The sequence below is a fragment of the Coriobacteriia bacterium genome, from assembly GCA_013336165.1.
Taxonomy (GTDB): Bacteria; Actinomycetota; Coriobacteriia; order Anaerosomatales; family JAAXUF01; genus JAAXUF01.
The window spans coordinates 101,591-124,068 of the sequence record JAAXUF010000003.1; the positions used below are offsets into that span (position 1 = coordinate 101,591).

The window sequence follows — 22,478 nt, forward strand, 5'->3', positions numbered from 1 at the left end:
CACGGCCGACGATTCTACCAGAAAACTAGAGTTTGATCTCGATATCCACGCCGGCAGGCAAATCCAGCCGCATGAGCGAGTCAACCGTCTTTGCCGTAGGCTCAAGGATGTCGATGAGCCTTTTGTGCGTCTTCATCTCGAACTGCTCGCGGCTGTCCTTGTTGACATGCGGCGAACGGATAACGCAGTACAAGCTGCGCTCAGTCGGAAGCGGGATCGGTCCGCAGACCTTCGCGCCCGTCTTCTGAGCTGTGTCAACAATCAGCTTCGTGGACTGATCCACAATCTCGTGGTCGTAGCCCTTGAGGCGGATCCTGATCTTCTGGTTCGCCAACTCTCAACCCTCCGTCAGATGCGTTGCCCCGACACTATTGCTCGGGGCGTGCGTGTTGCCTGTATTAAGCTTTGCCGCCGACCTTGCTGACGATCTCTTCTGCCACCGATTTCGGCACCTGCTCGTACGCCTTGAACTGCATGGTGTAAGCCGCACGTCCCTGCGTCTTCGAGCGCAAGTCGGTTGCATACCCGAACATCTCGGACAGCGGAACCTTAGCGCGGATGACCTGCGCATTTCCGCGCTGCTCCATCGCTCCGATATGTCCGCGACGACGGTTCAGGTCGCCGATGACGTCGCCCATGAAGTCCTCGGGCGTGTTGACCTCAACGGACATCATCGGCTCAAGGATGATCGGGCCCGCTTTGCGGAGGGCCTCTTTGAAGGCCATCGAGCCGGCGATCTTGAACGCCATTTCCGAGGAGTCGACTTCGTGATAGCTACCGTCTATGAGTTCGACTTTGACGTCGACGATCGGGTAGCCGGCCAATACGCCGGAACCGAGCGACTCCTGGATGCCCTTGTCCACTGAAGGAATGTACTCCTTGGGAATCGCGCCGCCGACGACCTTGTTGTCGAAGGAGTAGCCGGCACCCGGTTCCTGGGGCAGGAGGTTGATCACAACGTGACCGTACTGACCACGGCCACCAGACTGGCGGGCGTACTTCAGGTCGACGTTGTCGGCGCGACGGCTTGCCGTTTCGCGGTAGGCAACTTGAGGCTTGCCGACATTCGCTTCGACTTTGAACTCGCGCAGAAGCCTGTCGACGATGACCTCGAGGTGCAACTCGCCCATTCCGGCGATGATGGTCTGGCCGGTCTCGATGTCGGTGCGTACCCGAAACGTCGGATCCTCTTCTGCGAGTTTCGCAAGCCCGTTGCCGAGTTTGTCCTGCTCGGCCTTGGTCTTGGGCTCGATCGCGATGTCGATAACCGGATCGGGGAAGACCATCGACTCGAGGAGCACAGGGAAGTCTTCCGCGCACAGCGTATCGCCGGTCGTGGTGTTCTTGAGTCCGACTGCGGCAACGATGTCGCCTGCCGAAACCTCGTCAATGTCCTCGCGATGGTTCGCGTGCATCTGTAGGAGACGGCCGATGCGCTCTTTGTGGCCCTTGGTCGAGTTCAGCACGTAGGAGCCGGAGCTCAGCGTGCCCGAGTAGACGCGGAAGTAGGTCAGCTTGCCGACAAACGGGTCGGTCATGACCTTGAATGCGAGAGCGGCGAACGGCGCCTTGGCATCCGCCGGACGCTCTACCTCTTCGTCGGTATCGAGGTCGATTCCCTTGATCGCAGGAATATCGAGTGGCGAGGGCAGGAAGTCGACAACCGCATCCAAGAGGGGCTGAACGCCCTTGTTCTTAAACGATGCACCGCAGACGACCGGAGTGACCGCGTTGGCGATGCACGCACGACGCAGGGCCGCTTTGATCTCGGCGGCAGTGACGGGCTCGTCTTCCATGACCTTCATCATGAGCTCGTCGTCCCACTCCGTAGCAATCTCGATGAGTTCATGGCGGTACATTTCCGCATCGTCCGCGAGTTCGGCTGGGATCTCGCCAACGGTGGGATTGATTCCCTTGTCATCCTCGTTGAAATGGATGGCGTGCATCTCGATCAGGTCGATGATGCCGGTGAAGGTATCCTCGGCGCCGATGGGGAGCTGGATGGATACAGGGCGAGCAGCTAGGCGCGACTTCATCATTCCGACGACGTTATAGAAGTCAGCGCCCGAGCGATCCATCTTGTTGATGTAGGCGATACGAGGGACTCCATAAGTGTCCGCCTGACGCCAGACTGTCTCAGACTGCGGTTCGACCCCGCCGACAGCGCAGAATACTGCGACCGCGCCGTCCAGAACTCGAAGGGACCGCTCGACTTCGACGGTGAAATCGACGTGCCCGGGGGTATCGATGATCTGGATCCGGTGGTCCTTCCAGAACGCGGTGGTCGCGGCGGAAGTGATGGTGATGCCGCGCTCCTGCTCCTGAACCATCCAGTCCATGGTGGCAGCGCCGTCGTGGACCTCGCCGATTTTGTGCGTCTTGCCTGTGTAGTACAGAACGCGCTCAGTCGTCGTGGTCTTACCGGCGTCAATATGAGCCATGATCCCGATGTTGCGGGTCTTGGCGAGTGTGTACTTGGGGGTGGCCATTAAACTGCAGACCTCTATCTCATTCGCAAGCGGTCGGAGCTATTACCAGCGGTAGTGCGAGAAGGCACGGTTTGACTCGGCCATTTTGAAGAGGTCCTCACGCTTCTTGACCGAGGAACCCGCTCCATTCGATGCATCGAGGATCTCACCGGCAAGACGCTCGGCCATGGTCTTCTCACGGCGCTTCCGCGAGAAGGTCACAACCCAGCGAACCGCAAGAGTGGTCGAACGGCGAGAGTTGACTTCGACCGGAACTTGGTACGTCGCGCCGCCGACTCGCTTCGGGCGAACCTCAAGCGTCGGGCGGACGTTGTCCATGGCCTTCTTGAACGTGGCCAAAGGATCAGCACCCGTGCGCTGTTCGACGATCGAGAAAGCGCCGTACACGATGTCCTCGGCGGTGGCCTTCTTGCCGTCGAGCAACACCTTGTTGATCAGTTGAGTGACGAGCCTGTTGTTGTAAATGCTGTCTGGCATGATCTCGCGCCGGACAGCTGCTGCGCGCCTTGGCATCTGCCTGTCTCCTCCTAAAGCGGTCAGGACCGCGCGGTCGCGGTCCATCACATCACAATTACTTGGTCTTGGGCTTCTTAGCGCCGTAGCGCGAACGTGCCTGGGCACGCTTGTTCACTGCGGCACAGTCGAGCGCAGCGCGGATAATCTTGTAGCGAACACCCGGGAGGTCCTTAACACGGCCGCCGCGCACAAGCACGATGCTGTGCTCCTGCAGGTTGTGACCGATACCGGGAATGTACGCCGTGATTTCCATACCGCTCGTAAGGCGGACACGAGCGACCTTACGCAGGGCCGAGTTCGGCTTCTTCGGGGTGGTGGTGTACACACGGGTACACACTCCGCGCTTCTGCGGGTTCCCTTTCAGCGCCGGCGTCTTGCTCTTCTCGGCTGCCTGATTGCGGCCCTTGCGGACCAGCTGGTTGATTGTAGGCAACGCTGCACTCCTTCGTTGATGTCTCGTGCCAGCTCGAGGTTTCTACGTGACCCCCGAGCGTCAAGTCACAAGGTCGCACTTTACCAAGCCCCGAGCAGCGTGTCAAACACCACGCACCCGGGCGTATCCATTTCCGACACGCACCTGCGCCCAGGCAGATGCCCAGGCGCAGGTCAGATACGCATCTTAGCCGAGCAGCGACAGTCCGTTCGCTTCAAGGCCGTCCCTTACCTCGTCAACCGCCCGCTGGCCGATGCCGGGAAGGCTGAGCAAATCATCTTCCGTCTTGCCACGAAGATCGGCGAGTGTCTCGACGCCGGCCTCGGCAAACTTATTCACCCAGCGAGTCGATACTCCGATGTCGCCAAGAGCCACCGCAGACGGATCGCGCTTCGCAAGCAAGCGAATGCTTGCCGCTGATGTATCGGCGTTGGGATCAAACGTGATCCCGGCAAACGCAGCCACATCGATATCGGCATCCTCAAGATCGAAGTCTGCAAATGCACTCTCGAAGTCCTCATCGGAAAGCATCGACGGCTCCGGTATGGCCGGGAGCAACGCCTCGATCTCCCTGAGCTCCTCGGGCGCCCAATCAGGCAGTGGTCCCTCAGCAGCAGCGCTCTCCGCCTCGATGTTTTGGCCTTTGTAGGTCAGCTTCACCGAACGGTAGCGCTTCATGCCGGTCGCAGCCGGGATGAGTTTGCCGATGATGACGTTCTCCTTGAGGCCGAGCAGGTTGTCTTCCTTGCCCGCGATAGCTGCGTCCGTGAGGACTCTGGTGGTCTCCTGGAACGATGCCGCCGACAGGTAGCTCTCCGTGGCAAGCGAGGCCTTGGTGATGCCGAGCAAGGTCGGATGCCCGCTTCCGGGCTCTCCCCCGCCGGCGACCACAGTGTTGTTGGCAGCCGCAAACTCGAGACGCTCAACCAGCTGACCGGGCAGGAAGTCGGTGTCTCCCGGCTCTGTGACGCTGACTTTGCGCAGCATCTGCCGAGAGATGACTTCGATATGCTTGTCGTTGATGTCTACACCCTGCGAGCGGTACACATCCTGCACCTGCTCGACGATGTAGCGAAGGGTTTCGTTCGGTCCCTTGAGGTGCAGCAAGTCGTGAGGGTTCACTGAACCCTTAGTGAGCTGCTGACCCATCTCGATCATTGCTCCATCGGAAGTTCCCGGGAGCAGCGTGGCACGGCGAGACACGGTATAGATCCGCTCCTCACCCTGCTCGTCAATGATCGTGAGCTTGCGCGTCTTGTCTTGGTCCTCGATGGACAGCCGACCGCCGGCCTCGGCAAGCACTGCCTGGCCTTTCGGCTTGCGGGCCTCGAACAGTTCTGTGACACGCGGGAGACCGTGGGTGATGTCCTCGCCCGCAACTCCACCGGTGTGGAACGTACGCATGGTGAGCTGAGTGCCCGGTTCGCCGATGGACTGAGCAGCGATGATACCCACCGCGGTTCCGATGTCGACAGGCCTCGAGGACGCAAGATCCCAGCCGTAGCATGCTTGGCAGATGCCAAACTTCGCATGGCAGGTCATCACCGTGCGCGCGACAACCGTATGCACGCCTGCATCGGCGAACATACGAACCTGGTTGTCATGGCCGATGTATTCGCCGGCGTCGAGAAGCACCTCGCCTGTCGCTGGGTTCACGACCGGCTCGAGCAGACACCTGCCGACAAGATTGTGGTCGACAGCACCGTCGTCCTTGAGAACCGGCAGCGCAACGCCTTCGTCTGTGCCGCAGTCCGACTCACGGACGATAACGTCCTGAGCAACGTCGACAAGACGGCGCGTCAGATAGCCCGAGTCTGCCGTACGCAGGGCGGTGTCGGCGAGGCCCTTACGAGCTCCATGGGTCGAAATGAAGTACTCGAGAACCGTGAGGCCTTCTCGGAAGTTCGCCTTGATCGGGCGGTCGATGATGTCACCCTTCGGGTTCGCCATCAGGCCTCGCATGCCGGCCAGCTGACGGATCTGCTTGATGTTACCTCGTGCGCCCGAGTACGCCATCATGTAGATGGGGTTGAACTTGTCGAAGCTCGCCGCCATCGAATCGCCGACCTCATCGGTCGCACGGGTCCACACGTCAACGATCTGGCGGTGCCGTTCCTCACGCGTGATAAGACCAGTGTCGTACTGCTCCTCCACTTTGAGCACAAGCGCATCCGCGCGGCCGAGAATCTCCGGTTTGTCCTCTGGGATCATCGCGTCGTATACCGACACAGTAACGCCTGCGCGCGTGGCGTAGTGGAAGCCCAGGCGCTTGAGCTCGTCCAGAATCATGCCCATGCGGGTCGTAGAGTAGAGAACCGAGCAGTCCTCGACGATGCGGCTGATGCCCTTTTTGCCCACTTCATAGTTGATGAAGGGGTAGTCGTCAGGAAGCGACCTGTTGAACGTGATACGCCCAACCGTCGTCTCAATGCGCTCTCCGGCCTTCTTCTCTTCGAACACGTCAGGCTTGGGCTGGACGCGAAGGTCCTCATGCAGGCGCACAAAGATCTTAGCCTGAAGATCTAGGTCACTTCTGGCGTCGTAAGCAAGCAGCGCCTCATCCATGCTGAAGAACGCGCGCCCTTCGCCGGGCACGCCGGCGCGATCGGCCGTCAAGTAGTACAGGCCGATGACCATGTCCTGCGTCGGCGTCGTCAACGGACGTCCGTGGGCCGGCGATTTCACGTTGTTGGTTGAAAGCATCAGGATGCGAGCCTCTGCCTGCGCTTCTGCAGACAGGGGCAGGTGCACAGCCATCTGGTCGCCGTCGAAGTCGGCGTTGAAAGCCGTACATACGAGCGGATGGATCCTGATGGCCTTGCCTTCGACCAGAATCGGTTCGAACGCCTGTATGCCGAGGCGGTGCAGGGTGGGCGCGCGGTTGAGCATGACCGGATGGTCGCGAATGACCTCTTCCAACACGTCCCAAACGACACCCTTCTGGCGATCGACCATGCGCTTGGCGCTCTTGATGTTCTGCGCGTGGTCGAGATCGACCAAGCGCTTCATCACGAACGGCTTGAAGAGTTCAAGCGCCATGGCTTTCGGCAGGCCGCACTGGTGCAGCTTCAGCTCAGGTCCGACGACAATGACCGAACGCCCTGAGTAGTCGACGCGCTTGCCGAGAAGGTTCTGGCGGAAGCGTCCCTGCTTGCCCTTGAGCATGTCGGAAAGCGACTTCAGAGGCCTGTTGCCGGGACCCGTGACAGGGCGGCCTCGACGGCCGTTGTCGAACAGGGCATCGACAGCCTCCTGAAGCATACGCTTCTCGTTGTTCACGATAATCTCAGGCGCGCCGAGATCCAGAAGCCTCTTCAGACGGTTGTTGCGGTTGATCACTCTGCGATACAGGTCGTTTAAGTCGCTCGTGGCGAAACGCCCGCCATCGAGTTGGACCATCGGACGCAGATCCGGCGGAATGACAGGCACGGCGTCCAAGATCATCCACTCGGCGCGGTTCTTGGAACGCAGCAGGGCATCCACGACTTTCAGGCGCTTGATCGCCTTCTGGCGCTTCTGTCCCTTACCGTCCCTAATCTGCTCGCGGAGTACAAGAGCAAGCTCGCCGAGGTTCAGGTCGGCGAGAAGGTCCTTGACGGCCTCGGCGCCCATTCCTCCGCGGAAGTAGTCGCCAAAGCGCAACTTCATCTCGCGATACAGGGTCTCATCGTTGATGAGCGACTTGACGGACAACTTCACGAACGTATCGAAAGCTTCCTGGAACAGCGCCTTGCGGTCGGCGTACTCCTCTTCGATGTCTTTGATATCGCGCTCGGCGTCACGCACGACCTTCTTGATGCGGTCTTCTGTCGGCGTCTCATCATCGAGATCGTCGCCCTCTTCGGGCTCGGCCTCTCCTCGCGCGACAGCGATGAGACGATCGCGCTCGGCGACGACCTCTTCCAGCTCTTCACGCATCTCGGCGTCAAGCTGTTCAATGTCGGCAGTGAGCTCGTCTTTCAGCATCGGAAGGTCGGCCTCGCGGTTCTCCAGGTTCACCGAGGTGATGATGGAGCTCGCGAAGTAGAGCACCTTCTCCAGATCCTTGGGTGCGATGTCGAGCAGGTAACCCATGCGCGACGGTACACCCTTGAAGTACCAGATATGACTGACGGGCGCGGCAAGCTCGATGTGCCCCATGCGTTCGCGGCGAACTTTGGCGCGAGTGACCTCGACGCCGCAGCGCTCGCACACGATGCCCTTGAAGCGCACGCGCTTGTACTTGCCGCAGTAGCACTCCCAGTCCTTCGTCGGACCGAAGATCTTCTCGCAGAAGAGTCCGTCCTTCTCGGGTTTGAGCGTGCGGTAGTTGATGGTCTCCGGCTTCTTAACCTCACCGCGTGACCATTGGCGAATCTGTTCCGAGCTCGCAAGCCCTATGCGAAGCCGGTCAAAGTTATTGACGTCGACGTCGAGCAATGGTTACTCCTCCTCGTCCGTCAGGTCCATGTCAGGCTCTCCGAACTCGCCGGCGATATCGAGTGCGGAAACATCGCTCTCGAGAAGTTCCTCGAGTGCGTCAACCGAATCAAGGTCGTCTCGGCGGCCTCCGCCAAGATCAAGTCCCAATTCCTCGGCTGTCTTGAAGATGTCTTCGTCCTCTTCCTTGAGTTCGATCTCCTCGCCGCTCTCCGAGATGATCTCAACGTCTAGACAGAGTGACTGCATTTCCTTGACGAGAACCTTAAACGACTCCGGAATGCCCGGCTCGGTGATGTTCTCGCCTTTCACGATCGCCTCGTACGCTTTCACGCGCCCGACAATGTCGTCGGACTTGATCGTCATGATCTCGGAGAGAACGTAAGCTGCGCCGTACGCGTACAGCGCCCACACTTCCATCTCTCCGAAACGCTGGCCGCCGAACTGCGCCTTACCACCGAGCGGTTGCTGAGTGATAAGTGAGTACGGGCCGGTCGAACGCGCGTGGATCTTGTCGTCGACCAGGTGCAGCAGCTTCAGAATGTAGATCTGCCCCACCGTGATCGGCTCGCGGAACGGCTCACCCGTGCGACCGTCAAAGAGCTGCGTCTTGCCGGTCCTCGAAAGGGTCGGCACGATCTGTGAGAAGTACTTGTCACCGTAGCGCTCTTGGTGCTTGAGATGCAGGTTACGGTTGGCTGCCTCGATTACGTCCGAGATCTCCGTCTCACGCGCACCGTCGAACACAGGGGTGGCCACAGGAATTGGACCTTGGACCGCATCATTGGACGACGCATCGTCGCTCCATCCAACGCTGGCGGCCCAGCCGAGGTGCGTCTCAAGCAACTGCCCGATGTTCATTCGGCTCGGTACGCCCAGCGGGTTCAAGATAATGTCGACGGGCGTCCCATCGGCAAGGAACGGCAAATCCTCGATCGGGAGGATCTTGGAGATGACACCCTTGTTTCCGTGACGGCCGGCAAGTTTGTCGCCCTCTTGGATCTTCCTCTTCTGCGCAACGGAGACACGGACAAGCTCGTTGACGCCCGGCGGCAGATCGTCACCAGCGTCGCGGCTGAACTTGTGCACAGAGATCACACGGCCGGTTTCACCGTGCGGAACCTTAAGCGATGTGTCGCGGACCTCGCGGGCCTTCTCGCCGAAGATTGCGCGCAGCAGGCGCTCCTCGGCGGTGAGCTCAGTCTCTCCCTTGGGAGTGACCTTGCCGACTAGAACGTCGCCCGGAAACACCTCGGCGCCGATACGGATGATGCCGTCCTCATCGAGGTTGGCAAGCACGTCCTCACCGACGTTGGGGATCTCGCGGGTGATCTCTTCAGGGCCAAGCTTGGTGTCGCGGGCCTCGACTTCGTACTCCTCAAGGTGGATCGAGGTCAGGAGGTCTTCCTTGACCACACGCTCTGAGAGGATGATTGCGTCTTCGTAGTTGTAGCCTTCCCAAGGCATGAACGCGACAAGAAGGTTTTGACCGAGCGCAAGCTCGCCATTCTCCGTCGAGGGACCGTCCGCAAGCACTTCGCCCTCGGAAACCGTCATACCCTGGGTCACAAGCGGCCTGTGGGTGATGCAGGTTCCCTGGTTGGAACGCATGAACTTGGGCAGACGGTAGGTATCCAGCGAACCGTCGTTCGCGCGCACCTGAATGCTGGTGGCGTCGACGATCTCTACTTGGCCCGAACGCTTCGTGAGGATGATCTCGCCCGTGTCGATCGCGGCACGATACTCCATACCGGTTCCTACGAGCGGGGCCGAAGGCTTGAGCAGCGGCACAGCCTGACGCTGCATGTTCGAGCCCATAAGGGCGCGGTTGGCGTCGTCGTGCTCGAGGAACGGAATCAGGGCGGTGGCAACCGACACCATCTGGCGCGGCGAGACGTCCATGAAGTCAACCTCGGCGGGGATCTTCTCTTCAGGCTCGCCGAAGTCGCCGGAAGATCCCATGACGCGGCACAGGACCTTGGGGTTGCTGAAGATGCCCGTATTCGCGTCGAACGGCTCGTTCGCCTGCGCGATGACGTGCTTCTCTTCCTCGTCCGCGGTGAGGTAGTGGATGTCGTCGGTGACGACACCGTTTTCCACCTTGCGGTATGGAGTCTCGATGAAGCCGTACGGGTTGATACGCGCGAAGGTCGCCAGCGAACCGATGAGGCCGATGTTTGGACCTTCAGGCGTCTCGATGGGGCACATGCGTCCGTAGTGGCTCGGGTGAACATCTCGGACTTCGAAGCCGGCACGCTCACGCGACAGACCGCCGGGCCCAAGTGCGGAGAGCCGACGCTTGTGCGTCAGACCGGCAACAGGGTTGGTCTGGTCCATGAACTGCGAGAGCTGGCTCGAACCGAAGAACTCCTTGATCGAGGCGACGATCGGCCTGATGTTGATGAGTGACTGCGGCGTGATCTCATCCACATCTTGAGTGGTCATGCGCTCGCGCACAACGCGCTCCATGCGAGCCAGACCGATACGGAACTGGTTCTGGATGAGCTCGCCGACGCTGCGGATACGACGGTTGCCGAAGTGGTCGATGTCGTCGATATGCGCCTCGGACGAACCTTCCCACAGCTTTACCAGATAGGCGATGGCAGCCTTGATGTCCTCAGCGGTCAGCGTCGACTGCTCGTCCGGCAGTGTCAGCTTCAGCTTCTTGTTCACCTTATAGCGGCCGACTCGAGCAAGATCGTAGCGCTGCGGGTTGAAGAACAGCCCGTCCAACAGCGCGCGGGCGGACTCGACGGTAGGAGGCTCACCCGGACGAAGACGCTTGTAGATCTCGATGAGGGCATCTTCGCGCGTCTCAGTGAAGTCGCGATCGAGAGTATGCTGGATAGCCTCGGAATTGCCGAACATCTCGAGGATTTCCTCGCGGGTCTCGGCGATGCCGAGCGCCTTGAGGAGTACCGTGGCCGGCTGCTTGCGCTTGCGGTCGATGCGCACCGAAACAATGTCGCGGCGATCGGTCTCAAGCTCGAGCCATGCACCGCGGGCCGGAATCACTTTCGCGGTGTAGATGATCTTGTCGCTCGTCTTATCGAGTTCCTCGGAGTAGTAGACGCCCGGCGAACGGACAAGTTGAGAGACAACGACACGCTCGGTGCCGTTGATAACAAAGGTGCCGCGATCCGTCATGAGCGGGAAATCGCCCATGAAGACCTGCTGCTCCTTGATTTCGCCGGTGTCCTTGTTGATGAAACGGACCTCGACGAAAAGCGGAGCTTGATAGGACATGTCTTTTTCTTTGCACTCCTCTACGGAGTACTTGGGATCGCCGAATTCATGGACACCGAACTCTACTGCGAGAGTGCCTGTGAAGTCTTCGATCGGGGAAATATCCCGGAAGGTCTCGCGCAAACCTGCCTCAAGGAACCACTTGAAACTATCTCGCTGAAGCGCGATAAGATTGGGGACCTCAAGTACTTCGGGGATCTTAGCGAAGCTGCGACGCTCGCGCCGCTCGGCGCTGACGACGGGGGAACCTTGTCCGCGGGGCACCAGGCGATTCCTCCTTCAGAATGGGAAGCTGCCGACATTAGTCGCAAAGTAGTAGGATAGTCAACGTCCATCCGGACGTCAACAGAAACTATCTGCCTTTTTGCGAGTCGAGTCGAAGGCCGGGACCGTGTGGTCCCGGCCTTCGCATATCCGGACCGGTCTTCCCCTTTTGAAGGTCGACGACCCGGTGTCGAGTCGAAATGCGGTGCGAACTACTTGAGGACGACTGTGGCGCCAGCGGCCTCGAGCTTGGCCTTGGCCTCCTCGGCCTTGTCCTTTGCTGCGCCTTCAACGACGACCTTCGGCGCGGCCTCAACGGCGTCCTTGGCCTCTTTCAGACCCAGACCGGTGAGCTCACGAACAACCTTGATGACGGCGATCTTGTTGTCGCCGAAGCTCTCGAGGCTGACGTCGAAGCTGTCCTTCTCCTCGACGGGAGCGGCTTCCTCGCCACTGGCGGCGACCGCAACAGCGGCCGGAGCGGCGGCGGACACGCCGAAGATCTCCTCGAGCTCATGCACGAGCTCGGAGAGCTCAAGCGCGGGCATCGCCTTAATTGCCTCAATGATTTCGTCTTTGCTGACAGCCATTTCTGTCTTCTCCTTATTGGTCTCGATGACGAACCCTCGAAGGTTCGCCAGGTCATCTGCCGGCTGCTACCTAAGCAGCCTTTTTCTGCTCTGCGATCGCGTTCAGGACGCGAGCGAAAGCTGCGGCCGGGCCGTTGAGCACCCGGACGATCTTGACAAGCGGATTCTGCATGGTGCCGAGAAGGCTCGCAATGAGCTGCTCGCGCGACGGAAGTGCGGCAATCGCCTGAACGCCATCAGCGTCGACGATGCGGTTCTGAACCAAGCCACCCTTGACCACAAGAGTCTTGTGGGTCTTTGCGAACGTGTTGAGAACCTTGGCCGCAGCCACAGGATCATCACCGGCGAACACGATAGCCGTCGGTCCTGCGAGATACTCGTCCAAGCTCGGAAGAGCAAGCTCTCGCATCGCAATCTGGGTCAGCGAGTTCTTGTAGACCTTGAAGTCGCTTCCCGCCCCGCGCAGCAAGCCACGGAGTTCCTGCATCTCCTTGACGGTCAGACCGCGGTAGTCGGTCATGATGACCGATTCGCTTTCGGCAAACCGGCCCTTGATCTCGACTACTAGTTCTTCTTTCTGAACTGTGGGCATGTACTCCCCTCCTTCCCGTTTCGTGCACACGACCCGGGTTCGGCCTCTCACGAGAACCGATTGCGCGAGCCGCATTTCCGAATACCTTCGAAAGAAACAATACGGCCCCCACCGATGAAGCAGCGGGGGCCGCGAGCATTTGCTCATGATGCCGCTTCCGCGGCACCTTAACGACCACCTCGGCAGGCGGACACGCACTTAAGCGCTTCCATTACGCCCGATACTAGGGGCACCGGCTGTCTTCGGCAGTGAATCTATGTGCACTATTGATTTGTGAACGTAGGTCAAGGTACCGAGGTACCGGCGTTCCGTCAAGCGTGTGATCTGCCCAAGGGCACACCACGGTCAAACTGCGCTGCCTACTCGGCAGTTTCCTCGAGCAGGTTGCGGGTCTTGCTGGTATCGACTTTGATACCAGGGCCCATCGTCGTGGCCATGGTGATGGACTTCAGGTACTTGCCTTTTGAGCTCGAAGGCTTGGCGCGAATGATCTCGTCGAGAACGGCGCGGTAGTTCTCGATCAGGGCGACCGACTCGAAGGAAACCTTGCCGATCCCGACATGGGCGATACCGAACTTGTCGGCACGGTACTCGACACGACCGGCCTTGAGTTCCTTGATGACGCGGCCAACATCCTGCGTCACGGTACCGAGCTTCGGGTTGGGCATGAGGCCCCTGGTACCGAGGATGCGGCCGAGCTTTCCGACCTTGCTCATCTGATCGGGAGTCGCGACCGTAGCGTCGAAGTCCAAGAAGCCGCCCTGAATCCGCTCGACGAGATCATCGCTGCCGACGATGTCGGCACCAGCCGCCTCAGCCTCGCGGGCCTTCTCGCCCTCCGCGAAGACCGCGACACGAACCGTCTTGCCGGTTCCGTTGGGCAGCGACACCGAGCCGCGAACCTGCTGGTCTGCCTGGCGGGTGTCTACGCCGAGACGAAAGTGAACTTCGAGGGTCTCGTCGAAGCCCGCAGTCGAGATTTCCTGTGCAAGGCGTGCTGCCTCCAGAGGCGCGTAAACGCGCGACTTGTCGATCTTTGAGGCTGCCTCGCGAAACTTCTTTCCGTGCTTGGGCATAATATGCTTCCTCTCGTGGTCAACGGACCTGCCCGGCCCTCCCACTTACACGCGGCGCGTATCGCCGCGGCCAATCCGGTGCTGCTACTCGGTGATCTCGATACCCATCGAACGGGCGGTGCCGGCGATGATCTTCATGGCGGCATCGATGTCGTTGGCGTTGAGATCCGGCATCTTCGTCTCCGCAACCTCGCGAAGCTGTGCATTCGTGATCTTGGCGACCTTGGTGCGGTTCGGCGTGGCCGAGCCCGACGGAACGCCGGCGATCTGCTTCAGGAGGACGGACGCGGGTGAGGTCTTGAGTACGAAATCAAATGACCGATCGTCATAGACGGTGATTTCGACCGGGATGACCGTTCCGACCTTGTCGGCGGTGGCGGCGTTGTACGCCTGCACGAACTGCATGATGTTGACTTGGTGCTGACCCAGCGCCGGGCCCACAGGAGGGGCAGGCGTTGCCTGACCTGCATTGAGCTGCAGCTTGATGAAGCCGACTATCTTCTTCTTCTTGGCCATGGTGCTAACCATCTCTCTTGTCTACGGCCATGTCAGCCGTGTTAGTCTCGCATCTATATCCGCTCAGAGCGCTTCCGTGAGAAGCCCCCAGCGGCTCCACAACCGCGGGGCACGAGCCTGAGTGGGTTCCCTAGAGCTTAGCCACCTGATCGAACCCAAGTTCGACAGGCGTTTCGCGACCGAATATCGAAACCAGTACTTTCACTTTGCCAGCATCCGCATTGACCTCAGAGATTATACCGTCGAAGTCGGCAAGCGGACCGGAGGTCACCTTGACCCCCATACCTTCAACCAGATCGGTCGAGGTACGCTGCTTCACGCCGGATTCCGTGCGCTTCATGATCCGATGGAACTCGTCGCGCGAAAGAGGCACCGGCTTACCTTGTGAGCCGACGAAACCAGTGACTCCGGGAGTATTGCGCACGACGTACCAAGACTCGTCGTCAAGCTCCATCTGAACCAAGATGTACCCGGGAAAGACCTTCTTCTCAGAGGTGACCCGCTTGCCGCCCTCTTTGAGGTCGGTAACGGTCTCAGTCGGGATTTCGACCTTGAATATCTTCTCGTCCATTCCCATCGACTGAATGCGGTGGAGAAGGTTGGTCTTAACTTTGTTCTCGTAACCGGAGTATGTATGAATCACGTACCACTTCTTTGCCAATTAAGCTACCCGCCGATCTTGGACAATAGGCCGAGAGCCTTGACGACAACGAAGTCGGTTGCGGCTATGAACACAATGAAGAAAAGTAGCGTCGTAATGACAACGACACTCGAATTCAGCACTTCGGACCGAGAGGGCCACACGACGCGTTTCATCTCGGAACGCACGTCGCGGACGTAGCTGACCAGCCGGGCAAACACGTTCGGCTTGCCGGACTTGCCGAGCTTCGCCTGTTTGGCCGATTTCTCAGCGCTCTTCGGCTTGTCAGGTGTTGTTCCCTTGGCCATACGTTTTCCGTCCTTCACAGCGGTCCTGTTTGGCCGCTTTGTACACATCGCAGCAGGCGCGGCGACGAGAGTGAGCACTGGCAGGCCAGGAGGGGCTCGAACCCCCAACATCCGGTTTTGGAGACCGGCGCTCTACCAATTGGAGCTACTGGCCTGCATCTTAGCAAGCTCACATAGTAGAGACTATCGGGTCTCTTTGTGAACAGTGTGGGTCTTGCACCACTTGCAGTACTTCTTGTACTCGATGCGTTCCGGGTTGTTCTGCTTGCTCTTATTGGTGGTGTAGTTCCGGCGCTTGCACTCAGTGCATGCCAGCGTAACCAGCGTTCGCATGGGTCCTCCTGTGGGGCCGCCCCGAACCGGAAAGGTTCGAGCGCGGAAGGGTACTCTAGCACCCCTTTTTTGGCACTGTCAAACTCGGCACGCCCGGTTTCCGGGCGGTGAAACGGGGTCCGACACCGAACGCGCCGGACCCCGCTCTCATAGCGTGTGAGAATCTACTACTTCAGGATCTCGATAACTCGACCTGAGCCAACGGTGCGACCACCCTCGCGGATGGCGAAGCGCAGGCCTTCCTCCATGGCGATCGGGTTGATGAGCTCGCCGCGAACGACAACGTTGTCGCCCGGCATAACCATCTCGGTGCCCTCGGGGAGGTGCGCAACACCGGTAACATCGGTGGTACGGAAGTAGAACTGCGGGCGATAGCCATCGAAGAACGGGGTGTGACGGCCGCCTTCCTCCTTGGTCAGGATGTAGACCTGGCCCATGAAGTCGGAGTGCGGGGTGATCGAGCCCGGCTTGCACAGAACCTGGCCGCGCTCGATGTCCGTGCGCGCAACGCCGCGGAGCAGAACGCCGATGTTGTCGCCGGCCTGCGCCTCATCGAGGAGCTTGCGGAACATCTCAACGCCCGTGACTACTGTCTTGCGGGTGGTGTGAATGCCGACGATCTCAACATCGTCGCCGACATGAACCTTGCCACGCTCGACACGACCGGTAGCTACAGTACCGCGGCCGGTGATCGTGAAGACGTCCTCAACAGCCATGAGGAACGGCTTGTCGGTGTCGCGAATGGGATCGGGAATGAAAGTATCGATGGCATTCATAAGCTCATCGATGCCGGAGACCCATTCCTGATCGCCCTCGAGGGCCTTGAGCGCCGAACCACGGATGATCGGGGTGTCGTCGCCGGGGAACTCGTTGTCGGAGAGCAGCTCGCGAACTTCCATCTCGACAAGCTCGATGAGCTCTTCGTCGTCAACCATGTCGCACTTGTTGAGGAAGACAACGATGTAGGGAACGCCGACCTGACGGGCAAGCAGAATGTGCTCACGGGTCTGGGCCATCGGGCCATCGGTCGCAGCGATGACCAGGATTGCGCCGTCCATCTGTGCGGCACCGGTGATCATGTTCTTGACGTAGTCAGCGTGACCCGGGCAGTCAACATGCGCATAGTGGCGAGTTGCGGTCTGGTACTCGACGTGAGCGATAGCGATAGTGATACCGCGCTCGCGCTCTTCGGGAGCCTTGTCGATCTGGTCGAACGGGGTGAAGTCAGCGAAACCCTTCTCCGCCTGACGCTTGGTGATGGCTGCGGTAAGCGTAGTCTTACCGTGGTCGACGTGACCGATGGTACCCACGTTGACGTGCAGCTTGGTGCGCTCGAACTTCTTCTTCGCCATGAGTCTCCTCCTTAAAAGGGCCTCTGCGACGGAAACCGACAACTGTCCGTGCCGTCAGCCGCATCCGTCTACTAATTGTACTTTACGATACTGTCTACCTATAAACGCCGCCCCGCGGACGACGTGTGGTACCTGGTAGCGGTGACTGGATTTGAACCAGTGACTCCGCGGGTATGAACCGCGTGCTCTAGCCGCTGAGCTACACCGCCGGGGCCAATCGCGAGCCAAACCCGGCTGGAATCGGGCCGCACGATGGAGCCCACAACCGGACTTGAACCGGTGACCTCTTCCTTACCAAGGAAGTGCTCTGCCAACTGAGCTATGTGGGCGCTTTCATGCCGGACGAAACCCAATCGGAGCTCTCCTGGTGGGGGCGCCAGGATTCGAACCTGGGTAGGCGTAGCCAACGGGTTTACAGCCCGTCCCCTTTAGCCACTCGGGCACACCCCCGGGAGACAAAAAAATAGACCTTCTGTACGCTTTTCAAGTTGCAGCGCCCTAGAAAGGCAGTCGGCATAGTAAGCCATCGCCGCATAGAGTGTCAATGCCGACAACGGTGCCGGGTGTGGCTACTCCCCCCGCTACAAAAACCCGTTCGATACAGATCTCCGAAACAGGAATCATGAACGGAGTCCGCTCGCACAGTGTACTCCCTCACGATGATGAGCAGGAGATGGAGCTGGCGACAGGAGTTGAACCCGCAACCTACTGATTACAAATCAGTTGCTCTGCCATTGAGCTACGCCAGCAAGCAGGCATCAGTGTATCCGAGGAAAGGCCGCATGTCAGCGGCGCAGCGGGGTGTTTGTCGGATCGGCTAGCTCCGCGCCCATTTCGCAAGCCGACGGCGAGTCGCCTCATCGATGCGGTCCTCCAGCCTGCCACGAACGCTGCCGGCCGGCGAGTGCTCCCGCCACCATCCGCTGCTGTCCCTCAGGGAGTCCGCAAACTCCGCCGAAGACATCCTGCCAACCGAGCCTCCGAGCACCGTCCATTGCATCTGCGCGTCCGAAGTGACCACGACCGTCTCGTCGCCACGCTCCCTCGCCGCACGCGCAAGGGACTCTATCACCGAGTCAGCGTCGATTCCGTACCTAGAGAACGTGACTGTGAGCCCGGCCAGCCGATGAGATACGCCGTCGGATCGCGGGTTTGCGTGGGCGTCGAAAACGACCGTGGCACGCCATGCACCTTGAGCCGCATACGCCGACACATCCGAGACAAGTGCCGCTCGTGCCGTATCAAGGTCTTGCTCGGCAAGCACGGAATACGGCGGCGTCTGCCGGATGACGTTGTAACCGTCAACGATCAGCACCCGATGCTTGCTCACTTTTGCTGAGCCCCTCGGCGCAGCCATTCGTAGGCGATGGCGGTTGTCGCCTGCGCGACGTTGAGTGAACCGACCTTGCCGGCCTGCGGCAGGCGCACCAAGAAGTCACAGGCCTCCAGTGCCAGTCGAGACAACCCTGCACCTTCCGAGCCCATCACTAAGACGACGCGGCCGTCCAGAGGAGCCTCCCATACGTTCTGCTCGGCCCGTTCGGAGGCGCCGGCCACCCAGTAGCCCGCCTCCTTGCAGCGTTCTATCGAGCGCACGAGGTTTGGCTCCTGAGCGAGATGCACGTGCGCGAGTGCACCGGCCGAAGTCTTGTACGCCGCCGGCGTCACCGCGGCCGAGCGGCGCTTGGCGACAATCACCCCGTCAGCGCCGACGACTTCGGCGCTCCGACAGACGGCGCCGAGATTGCCGGGATCCGTCACGTGATCGAGCGCGATGATGAGTGAGCGGACCTTGCCCTCCGCCGCCGACAAGACGTCGTCGAGCGAAGCGAAGCGGTACGGATCCGCCTCAGCGAGCACGCCTTGGTGCGCTCCCCGCTCGCTGCGCGAATCGATGTCGCGGCGCGGTACGCGCTTGACCGGGACTCGGGCCACGCCCGCCTGGCGCACTATCTCGTCGATTCCGCGGTCGGGCTTGGTGCCCTCGGCGATGAATATGTTGCGCAATGGCACCCCGGCGCGCAGCGCCTCGATGACCGAATTGCGACCTTCAATGATGAGCATTGCCTAGCCTTCCGGCCGGAAGACGACGCGCGCGCCCTGTGCGGTATCTTCGATGAGGAGCCCGACCTTCGCGAGCCCGTCTCGCACCGCGTCGGCCAGCGCCCAGTTCTTGTCGGCTCTCGCGGACGCACGGGCCGCCAGAAGAGCTTCGACGCCCGCTTCCGCGTCCGTACCCTCGTAGCCAGCCACCTCGCGCGCCAGGCCGAGGACCTCGGGCGGGTACGCGGTGCGCTGCTCGCACGCCAGATCCACGCCCAGCACGCCGAGCAGCGACACGACGGCATCTTCGGCTTCGCACAGGACCTGCCGGTCTGTCTCGGCGATCGCGGACTGATGATCAGCGAGGAAGCCGTTGGCGATGCGGGCGATCTCGAAGATGGCGGCCAGCGCGCCGGCGGTGTTGAAGTCGTCGTCCATCTCGGCGTCGAACTTCTCGCGGGTCTCGTGGATCGCCGAGCGCAGATCCTCGACGGCCGCGCCGGCGACACCAGCGCCGGACGCCGGAGACTCGCGTGCCCAGCGCAGGTTGCGCACCAAGTTGTCGAGTCGCTCATAGGCGATAGCGGTCTCGTCGAGTCGCACGTCGGAGAAGTCGAGTGAACTGCGATAGTGGGTCTGGAGCATGAGCAGGCGGATCACCGGCACAGGATAGCGGGCCAGCACGTCGCGAGCGAGCGTGAAGTTGCCGAGAGACTTGCTCATCTTCTCGGCGTTGATCTGCAGCATGCCGCCGTGTAGCCAGTAGCGCACGAACGGGACGCCGAACGCCGCCTCGGACTGCGCGATCTCGTTCTCATGGTGCGGGAAGATGAGGTCGCTTCCGCCGCCGTGGATGTCGAACGGCAGGCCAAGTTCCATCTCCGACATGACCGAGCATTCGATGTGCCAACCGGGGCGCCCCTCCCCCCACGGGCTCGGCCAGTGCGGCTCGCCGGGCTTGGCGGCTTTCCAGAGAGCGAAATCGAGCGAGTCGCGCTTGCGATCGCCGGACTCGACGCGAGCCTGCGTTTCCATCGCATCGATATCGCGGCCGGAGAGCAGGCCGTATGCCGGGAAGCTGCGTACCGAGAAGTAGACGTCGCCGTCGGCCTCGTACGCGTGGCCACCCTCGATGAGCCGCGTGATGGTCGCAACCATCTGGGGGATGGTCTCCGTGGCCTTGGGGCGGACCGTCGGGTCCTTCACGCCGAGGGCGCGCATGTCCGCATAGAACGCCTCGGCGTACTGCTCGGCGATCTCGGCGGGAGCGCGGCCTTCCTCGGCGGCGCGGTTGATGATCTTGTCGTCGACGTCGGTGATGTTCTGGACGAAACGCACGTCGAACCCTTTGTGCTCCAGGTAGCGCCTGATGACATCGAATGAAAGGAACGTGCGCGCATTGCCGATATGGATGTAGTTGTAGACCGTCGGCCCGCACACGTAGACGGCGACCTTGCCGGCCTCGCGGGGCACGAACTCTTCCTTTGTGCGGGTGAGCGAGTTATAGACCTTCATTGATGTGACCTGTTTCGAGAAGTCGTCGCGTGTTGATTGCGTGCCCAGTATATCGCCCCCGGCTTGGCGGGTCGGCGTCGAGGCGCGGAATGGTGATATCGGCTATATCTCACAGATCCTGTCGGCGTCGTCGACGTCAACAGCGGCCTCTTCCGACTCCAGCTCGGCCGCGCCCAGGTGCAGAACCGCCTCCCGGTCTTCTGATGCGCGGCGCTCGAGCCGGTCCATGCGACGCTGAAGACAGCGGAACATCTCGACGACCGGGTCGGGAAGATCCTCGTGGTGCAGATCGATGGCATCGATCCGCGATCCGCTGCGCATGACCACGCGCCCCGGCACACCCACCACCGTGCAGTTCGGAGGGACGTCGTCAATCAGGACCGCGCCGCCACCGACCTTGCTGCCGTGCCCCACCGTGATGTCGCCCAGCACGGAAGCGCCGACGCCCACAACCACCCAGTCCTCAAGCGTCGGATGCCTCTTGCCGACCTCCTTGCCGGTACCGCCGAGCGTGACCCCTTGGTACAGCGTCACATCGTTGCCGATGATCGTCGTCTCGCCGATGACCACACCCATGCCGTGGTCAATGAAGAATCGTCGGCCGATCAGAGCACCGGGATGGATCTCGATTCCCGTGCAAAAGCGCACGGCTTGGGAGCACCAGCGGGCGAATCCGGGAGAGCCATGGGTCCAGAGCCAGTGGTTGATCCGGTACCCCCACAGTGCGTGCAAGCCAGGGTAGTTGAACAGCACGCTCGCCGACGATGTCGCTGCGGGGTCGCGCTCCTTCACACTCCGGATGTCTTCACGCATTCGCTCGAACATGGTCTTGGTCAAGGCTCCCTATCAGTCCTCGTGCCCGTGGCACCTTCCTGCCGCACAGTCTAGCAGCAGATTCCCACATGCACTTCTACGCTCGGTCCAACAGCACGACCGCCTGCGCTCCGACCCCCTCGGCCCGGCCCTCGAACCCGAGACCCTCGGTGGTGGTGGCCTTCAGGCCAACAGAGTCGAGCGGAACGCCGAGCGCACGCGCAAGGTTCGCGCGCATATGGTCTCGGAACGGCGATATCTTGGGCCGCTCAAGGATCAGCACGCAATCGGCGTCCACGACCACCCAGCCCATCTCACGCGCAAGATCGCCGACGCGGGAGAGCAGGACGATTGAGTCGGCACCGGAATAGGCGGGATCCGTGTCCGGAAACAGCGCTCCGATATCCCCCGCACGCAACGCGCCGAGCACTGCGTCAGCGAGTGCATGCGCAAGGACGTCGGCATCCGAATGGCCGAGAAGACCTCGATCGTGGTCGATCCGCACGCCACCGAGAATCAGCTGCCGACCTTCGGCGAATGCATGGGCGTCATACCCGATCCCTATCCGCATCTCTTGAACCTCCTCTCTCCAACCTGCGCGCCAAGATCGCTTCGACCAGCGCGAGATCCTCGGGGACGGTCACCTTGATGTTGTCTCTCGGCCCCTCGAAGAGGAGCACAAGCCCACCCAAACGCTCGACAAGCGAGGCGTCATCAGTTCCAAGGAAGCCATCGGCCGATGCCCGCGCAAACGCCACCTTCAGCGCCTCCAGCCGAAACACCTGCGGCGTCTGCACCGCCCAGAAACGCGCGCGGTCGGGAGTGGACAGCACGCGCTGCCCCTCGACAAGCTTGAGCGTGTCCACTGACGGGTAGCCGACGACGACGCCTGCCGCCTCCGGGGCGGTCTCGAGCGTCTCGAGAAGCCTCCCGATGAGGTCACTCGTCACGAGCGGTCTTGCGCCGTCGTGGACAAGGACTATCTCAGCGGTACCGGGAACTGCGGCAAGCCCGTTGGCGACGGACTCCTGACGGGTTTCGCCTCCGCCGGTCACCACGAGCGGAGTCTGGAGTCCGAGCGCGTCAAGAGCTGCCCGGTAGTCGGCCACGCGGCCTGGGTGCGCGACAAGTACGATCAGGTCGACACCCGGGGCAGCGTCGAACGCCTCGGCAGTCCAGCCGAGCATCGGTCGCCCGAGCAGGACGGCAAGCTGCTTGCCGCTCGCCGAACCGAAGCGCTCGCCATTCCCACCGGCCACGATCACTGCCGCGGTTCTCACATGACCCACGTCGGTGGCCTTTCTGCCGGCGGCGCTCATGAACATGGATACCT

At 60.9% G+C, this 22,478-nt stretch carries 20 protein-coding genes and 5 tRNA genes; all 25 read right to left on the bottom strand.

Annotated elements, in window-relative coordinates:
* Positions 1-25: 25 nt before the first annotated feature.
* The 25 genes from rpsJ to ispD all read right to left on the bottom strand — a co-directional run bounded on the left by rpsJ (position 26) and on the right by ispD (position 22,464).
* Positions 26-334, bottom strand: coding sequence for a 30S ribosomal protein S10 (gene rpsJ, locus HGA39_03395; protein NTW28396.1), 309 nt, complete (start codon positions 332-334; stop codon positions 26-28).
* A gap of 64 nt (positions 335-398) precedes the next feature.
* A complete protein-coding gene (gene fusA, locus HGA39_03400; protein NTW28397.1) occupies positions 399-2,489 on the bottom strand; it encodes an elongation factor G in 2,091 nt (696 codons plus the stop codon).
* Positions 2,490-2,531: 42 nt separating this feature from the next.
* Positions 2,532-3,002 carry a 30S ribosomal protein S7 gene (rpsG, locus tag HGA39_03405; protein ID NTW28398.1) on the bottom strand — a complete coding sequence of 157 codons (471 nt, stop codon included), beginning with the start codon at positions 3,000-3,002 and terminating at the stop codon, positions 2,532-2,534.
* 58 nt (positions 3,003-3,060) lie between these two features.
* Positions 3,061-3,438, bottom strand: coding sequence for a 30S ribosomal protein S12 (locus HGA39_03410; GenBank protein NTW28399.1), 378 nt, complete (start codon positions 3,436-3,438; stop codon positions 3,061-3,063).
* Positions 3,439-3,624: 186 nt separating this feature from the next.
* Complete coding sequence (locus HGA39_03415) at positions 3,625-7,857, bottom strand: DNA-directed RNA polymerase subunit beta' (protein ID NTW28400.1); 4,233 nt, start codon at positions 7,855-7,857, stop codon at positions 3,625-3,627.
* Between the two features lie 3 nt (positions 7,858-7,860).
* Positions 7,861-11,367: a DNA-directed RNA polymerase subunit beta gene (locus tag HGA39_03420; protein NTW28401.1), complete on the bottom strand. Its 3,507-nt coding sequence runs from the start codon at positions 11,365-11,367 to the stop codon at positions 7,861-7,863.
* A gap of 212 nt (positions 11,368-11,579) precedes the next feature.
* Positions 11,580-11,957 carry a 50S ribosomal protein L7/L12 gene (rplL, locus tag HGA39_03425; GenBank protein NTW28402.1) on the bottom strand — a complete coding sequence of 126 codons (378 nt, stop codon included), beginning with the start codon at positions 11,955-11,957 and terminating at the stop codon, positions 11,580-11,582.
* Positions 11,958-12,027: 70 nt separating this feature from the next.
* Positions 12,028-12,549 (bottom strand): 50S ribosomal protein L10, encoded by a 522-nt coding sequence (gene rplJ / locus HGA39_03430; protein ID NTW28403.1) that lies wholly within the window; start codon positions 12,547-12,549, stop codon positions 12,028-12,030.
* 359 nt (positions 12,550-12,908) lie between these two features.
* Positions 12,909-13,625 carry a 50S ribosomal protein L1 gene (rplA, locus tag HGA39_03435; protein NTW28404.1) on the bottom strand — a complete coding sequence of 239 codons (717 nt, stop codon included), beginning with the start codon at positions 13,623-13,625 and terminating at the stop codon, positions 12,909-12,911.
* An 84-nt stretch (positions 13,626-13,709) separates the two neighbouring features.
* Positions 13,710-14,141 (bottom strand): 50S ribosomal protein L11, encoded by a 432-nt coding sequence (rplK, locus tag HGA39_03440; protein ID NTW28405.1) that lies wholly within the window; start codon positions 14,139-14,141, stop codon positions 13,710-13,712.
* A gap of 130 nt (positions 14,142-14,271) precedes the next feature.
* A complete protein-coding gene (gene nusG / locus HGA39_03445) occupies positions 14,272-14,802 on the bottom strand; it encodes a transcription termination/antitermination protein NusG (GenBank protein ID NTW28406.1) in 531 nt (176 codons plus the stop codon).
* A gap of 5 nt (positions 14,803-14,807) precedes the next feature.
* Positions 14,808-15,089: a preprotein translocase subunit SecE gene (gene secE / locus HGA39_03450; protein NTW28407.1), complete on the bottom strand. Its 282-nt coding sequence runs from the start codon at positions 15,087-15,089 to the stop codon at positions 14,808-14,810.
* 78 nt (positions 15,090-15,167) lie between these two features.
* Positions 15,168-15,244, bottom strand: a tRNA-Trp gene (locus tag HGA39_03455).
* A 28-nt stretch (positions 15,245-15,272) separates the two neighbouring features.
* Positions 15,273-15,422, bottom strand: coding sequence for a 50S ribosomal protein L33 (gene rpmG / locus HGA39_03460; GenBank protein NTW28408.1), 150 nt, complete (start codon positions 15,420-15,422; stop codon positions 15,273-15,275).
* A 167-nt stretch (positions 15,423-15,589) separates the two neighbouring features.
* Positions 15,590-16,774: an elongation factor Tu gene (tuf, locus tag HGA39_03465; protein ID NTW28409.1), complete on the bottom strand. Its 1,185-nt coding sequence runs from the start codon at positions 16,772-16,774 to the stop codon at positions 15,590-15,592.
* A 133-nt stretch (positions 16,775-16,907) separates the two neighbouring features.
* Positions 16,908-16,983 (bottom strand) — tRNA-Met (locus HGA39_03470).
* A 44-nt stretch (positions 16,984-17,027) separates the two neighbouring features.
* Positions 17,028-17,103: transfer RNA gene (locus HGA39_03475), tRNA-Thr, on the bottom strand.
* Positions 17,104-17,139: 36 nt separating this feature from the next.
* A tRNA-Tyr gene (locus HGA39_03480) sits at positions 17,140-17,224 on the bottom strand.
* A gap of 224 nt (positions 17,225-17,448) precedes the next feature.
* A tRNA-Thr gene (locus HGA39_03485) sits at positions 17,449-17,523 on the bottom strand.
* Between the two features lie 68 nt (positions 17,524-17,591).
* Positions 17,592-18,104, bottom strand: coding sequence for an RNA-binding protein (locus tag HGA39_03490; protein NTW28410.1), 513 nt, complete (start codon positions 18,102-18,104; stop codon positions 17,592-17,594).
* Positions 18,101-18,838, bottom strand: coding sequence for a 23S rRNA (guanosine(2251)-2'-O)-methyltransferase RlmB (gene rlmB, locus HGA39_03495; protein ID NTW28411.1), 738 nt, complete (start codon positions 18,836-18,838; stop codon positions 18,101-18,103). The genes HGA39_03490 and rlmB overlap by 4 nt, the downstream gene beginning before the upstream one ends.
* Positions 18,839-18,841: 3 nt before the next feature.
* Positions 18,842-20,332 carry a cysteine--tRNA ligase gene (locus HGA39_03500; protein NTW28412.1) on the bottom strand — a complete coding sequence of 497 codons (1,491 nt, stop codon included), beginning with the start codon at positions 20,330-20,332 and terminating at the stop codon, positions 18,842-18,844.
* A 102-nt stretch (positions 20,333-20,434) separates the two neighbouring features.
* Entirely contained in the window at positions 20,435-21,157 is a 723-nt protein-coding gene (gene cysE, locus HGA39_03505; GenBank protein NTW28413.1) for a serine O-acetyltransferase, read from the bottom strand.
* An 85-nt stretch (positions 21,158-21,242) separates the two neighbouring features.
* The gene (locus HGA39_03510; GenBank protein NTW28414.1) at positions 21,243-21,716 is read right to left on the bottom strand and encodes a 2-C-methyl-D-erythritol 2,4-cyclodiphosphate synthase; all 474 of its coding nucleotides are present in this window, start codon (positions 21,714-21,716) and stop codon (positions 21,243-21,245) included.
* On the bottom strand, positions 21,694-22,464 hold the full coding sequence (gene ispD / locus HGA39_03515; protein ID NTW28415.1) for a 2-C-methyl-D-erythritol 4-phosphate cytidylyltransferase: 771 nt from the start codon (positions 22,462-22,464) through the stop codon (positions 21,694-21,696). Before ispD ends, HGA39_03510 begins: the two co-directional genes overlap by 23 nt.
* Between the last annotated feature and the right edge of the window lie 14 nt (positions 22,465-22,478).

Excerpts from the sequence above, each read along its gene's own strand:
- fusA (NTW28397.1), bottom strand. The coding sequence starts at position 2,489 with ATGGCCACCCCCAAGTACACACTCGCCAAGACCCGCAACATCGGGATC.
- rpsG (NTW28398.1), bottom strand. The coding sequence starts at position 3,002 with ATGCCAAGGCGCGCAGCAGCTGTCCGGCGCGAGATCATGCCAGACAGC.
- rplL (NTW28402.1), bottom strand. The coding sequence starts at position 11,957 with ATGGCTGTCAGCAAAGACGAAATCATTGAGGCAATTAAGGCGATGCCC.
- rplJ (NTW28403.1), bottom strand. The coding sequence starts at position 12,549 with ATGCCCACAGTTCAGAAAGAAGAACTAGTAGTCGAGATCAAGGGCCGG.
- rplA (NTW28404.1), bottom strand. The coding sequence starts at position 13,625 with ATGCCCAAGCACGGAAAGAAGTTTCGCGAGGCAGCCTCAAAGATCGAC.
- rplK (NTW28405.1), bottom strand. The coding sequence starts at position 14,141 with ATGGCCAAGAAGAAGAAGATAGTCGGCTTCATCAAGCTGCAGCTCAAT.
- secE (NTW28407.1), bottom strand. The coding sequence starts at position 15,089 with ATGGCCAAGGGAACAACACCTGACAAGCCGAAGAGCGCTGAGAAATCG.
- rpmG (NTW28408.1), bottom strand. The coding sequence starts at position 15,422 with ATGCGAACGCTGGTTACGCTGGCATGCACTGAGTGCAAGCGCCGGAAC.
- tuf (NTW28409.1), bottom strand. The coding sequence starts at position 16,774 with ATGGCGAAGAAGAAGTTCGAGCGCACCAAGCTGCACGTCAACGTGGGT.
- rlmB (NTW28411.1), bottom strand. The coding sequence starts at position 18,838 with ATGCTCATCATTGAAGGTCGCAATTCGGTCATCGAGGCGCTGCGCGCC.
- HGA39_03500 (NTW28412.1), bottom strand. The coding sequence starts at position 20,332 with ATGAAGGTCTATAACTCGCTCACCCGCACAAAGGAAGAGTTCGTGCCC.
- cysE (NTW28413.1), bottom strand. The coding sequence starts at position 21,157 with ATGTTCGAGCGAATGCGTGAAGACATCCGGAGTGTGAAGGAGCGCGAC.
- HGA39_03510 (NTW28414.1), bottom strand. The coding sequence starts at position 21,716 with ATGCGGATAGGGATCGGGTATGACGCCCATGCATTCGCCGAAGGTCGG.
- ispD (NTW28415.1), bottom strand. The coding sequence starts at position 22,464 with ATGAGCGCCGCCGGCAGAAAGGCCACCGACGTGGGTCATGTGAGAACC.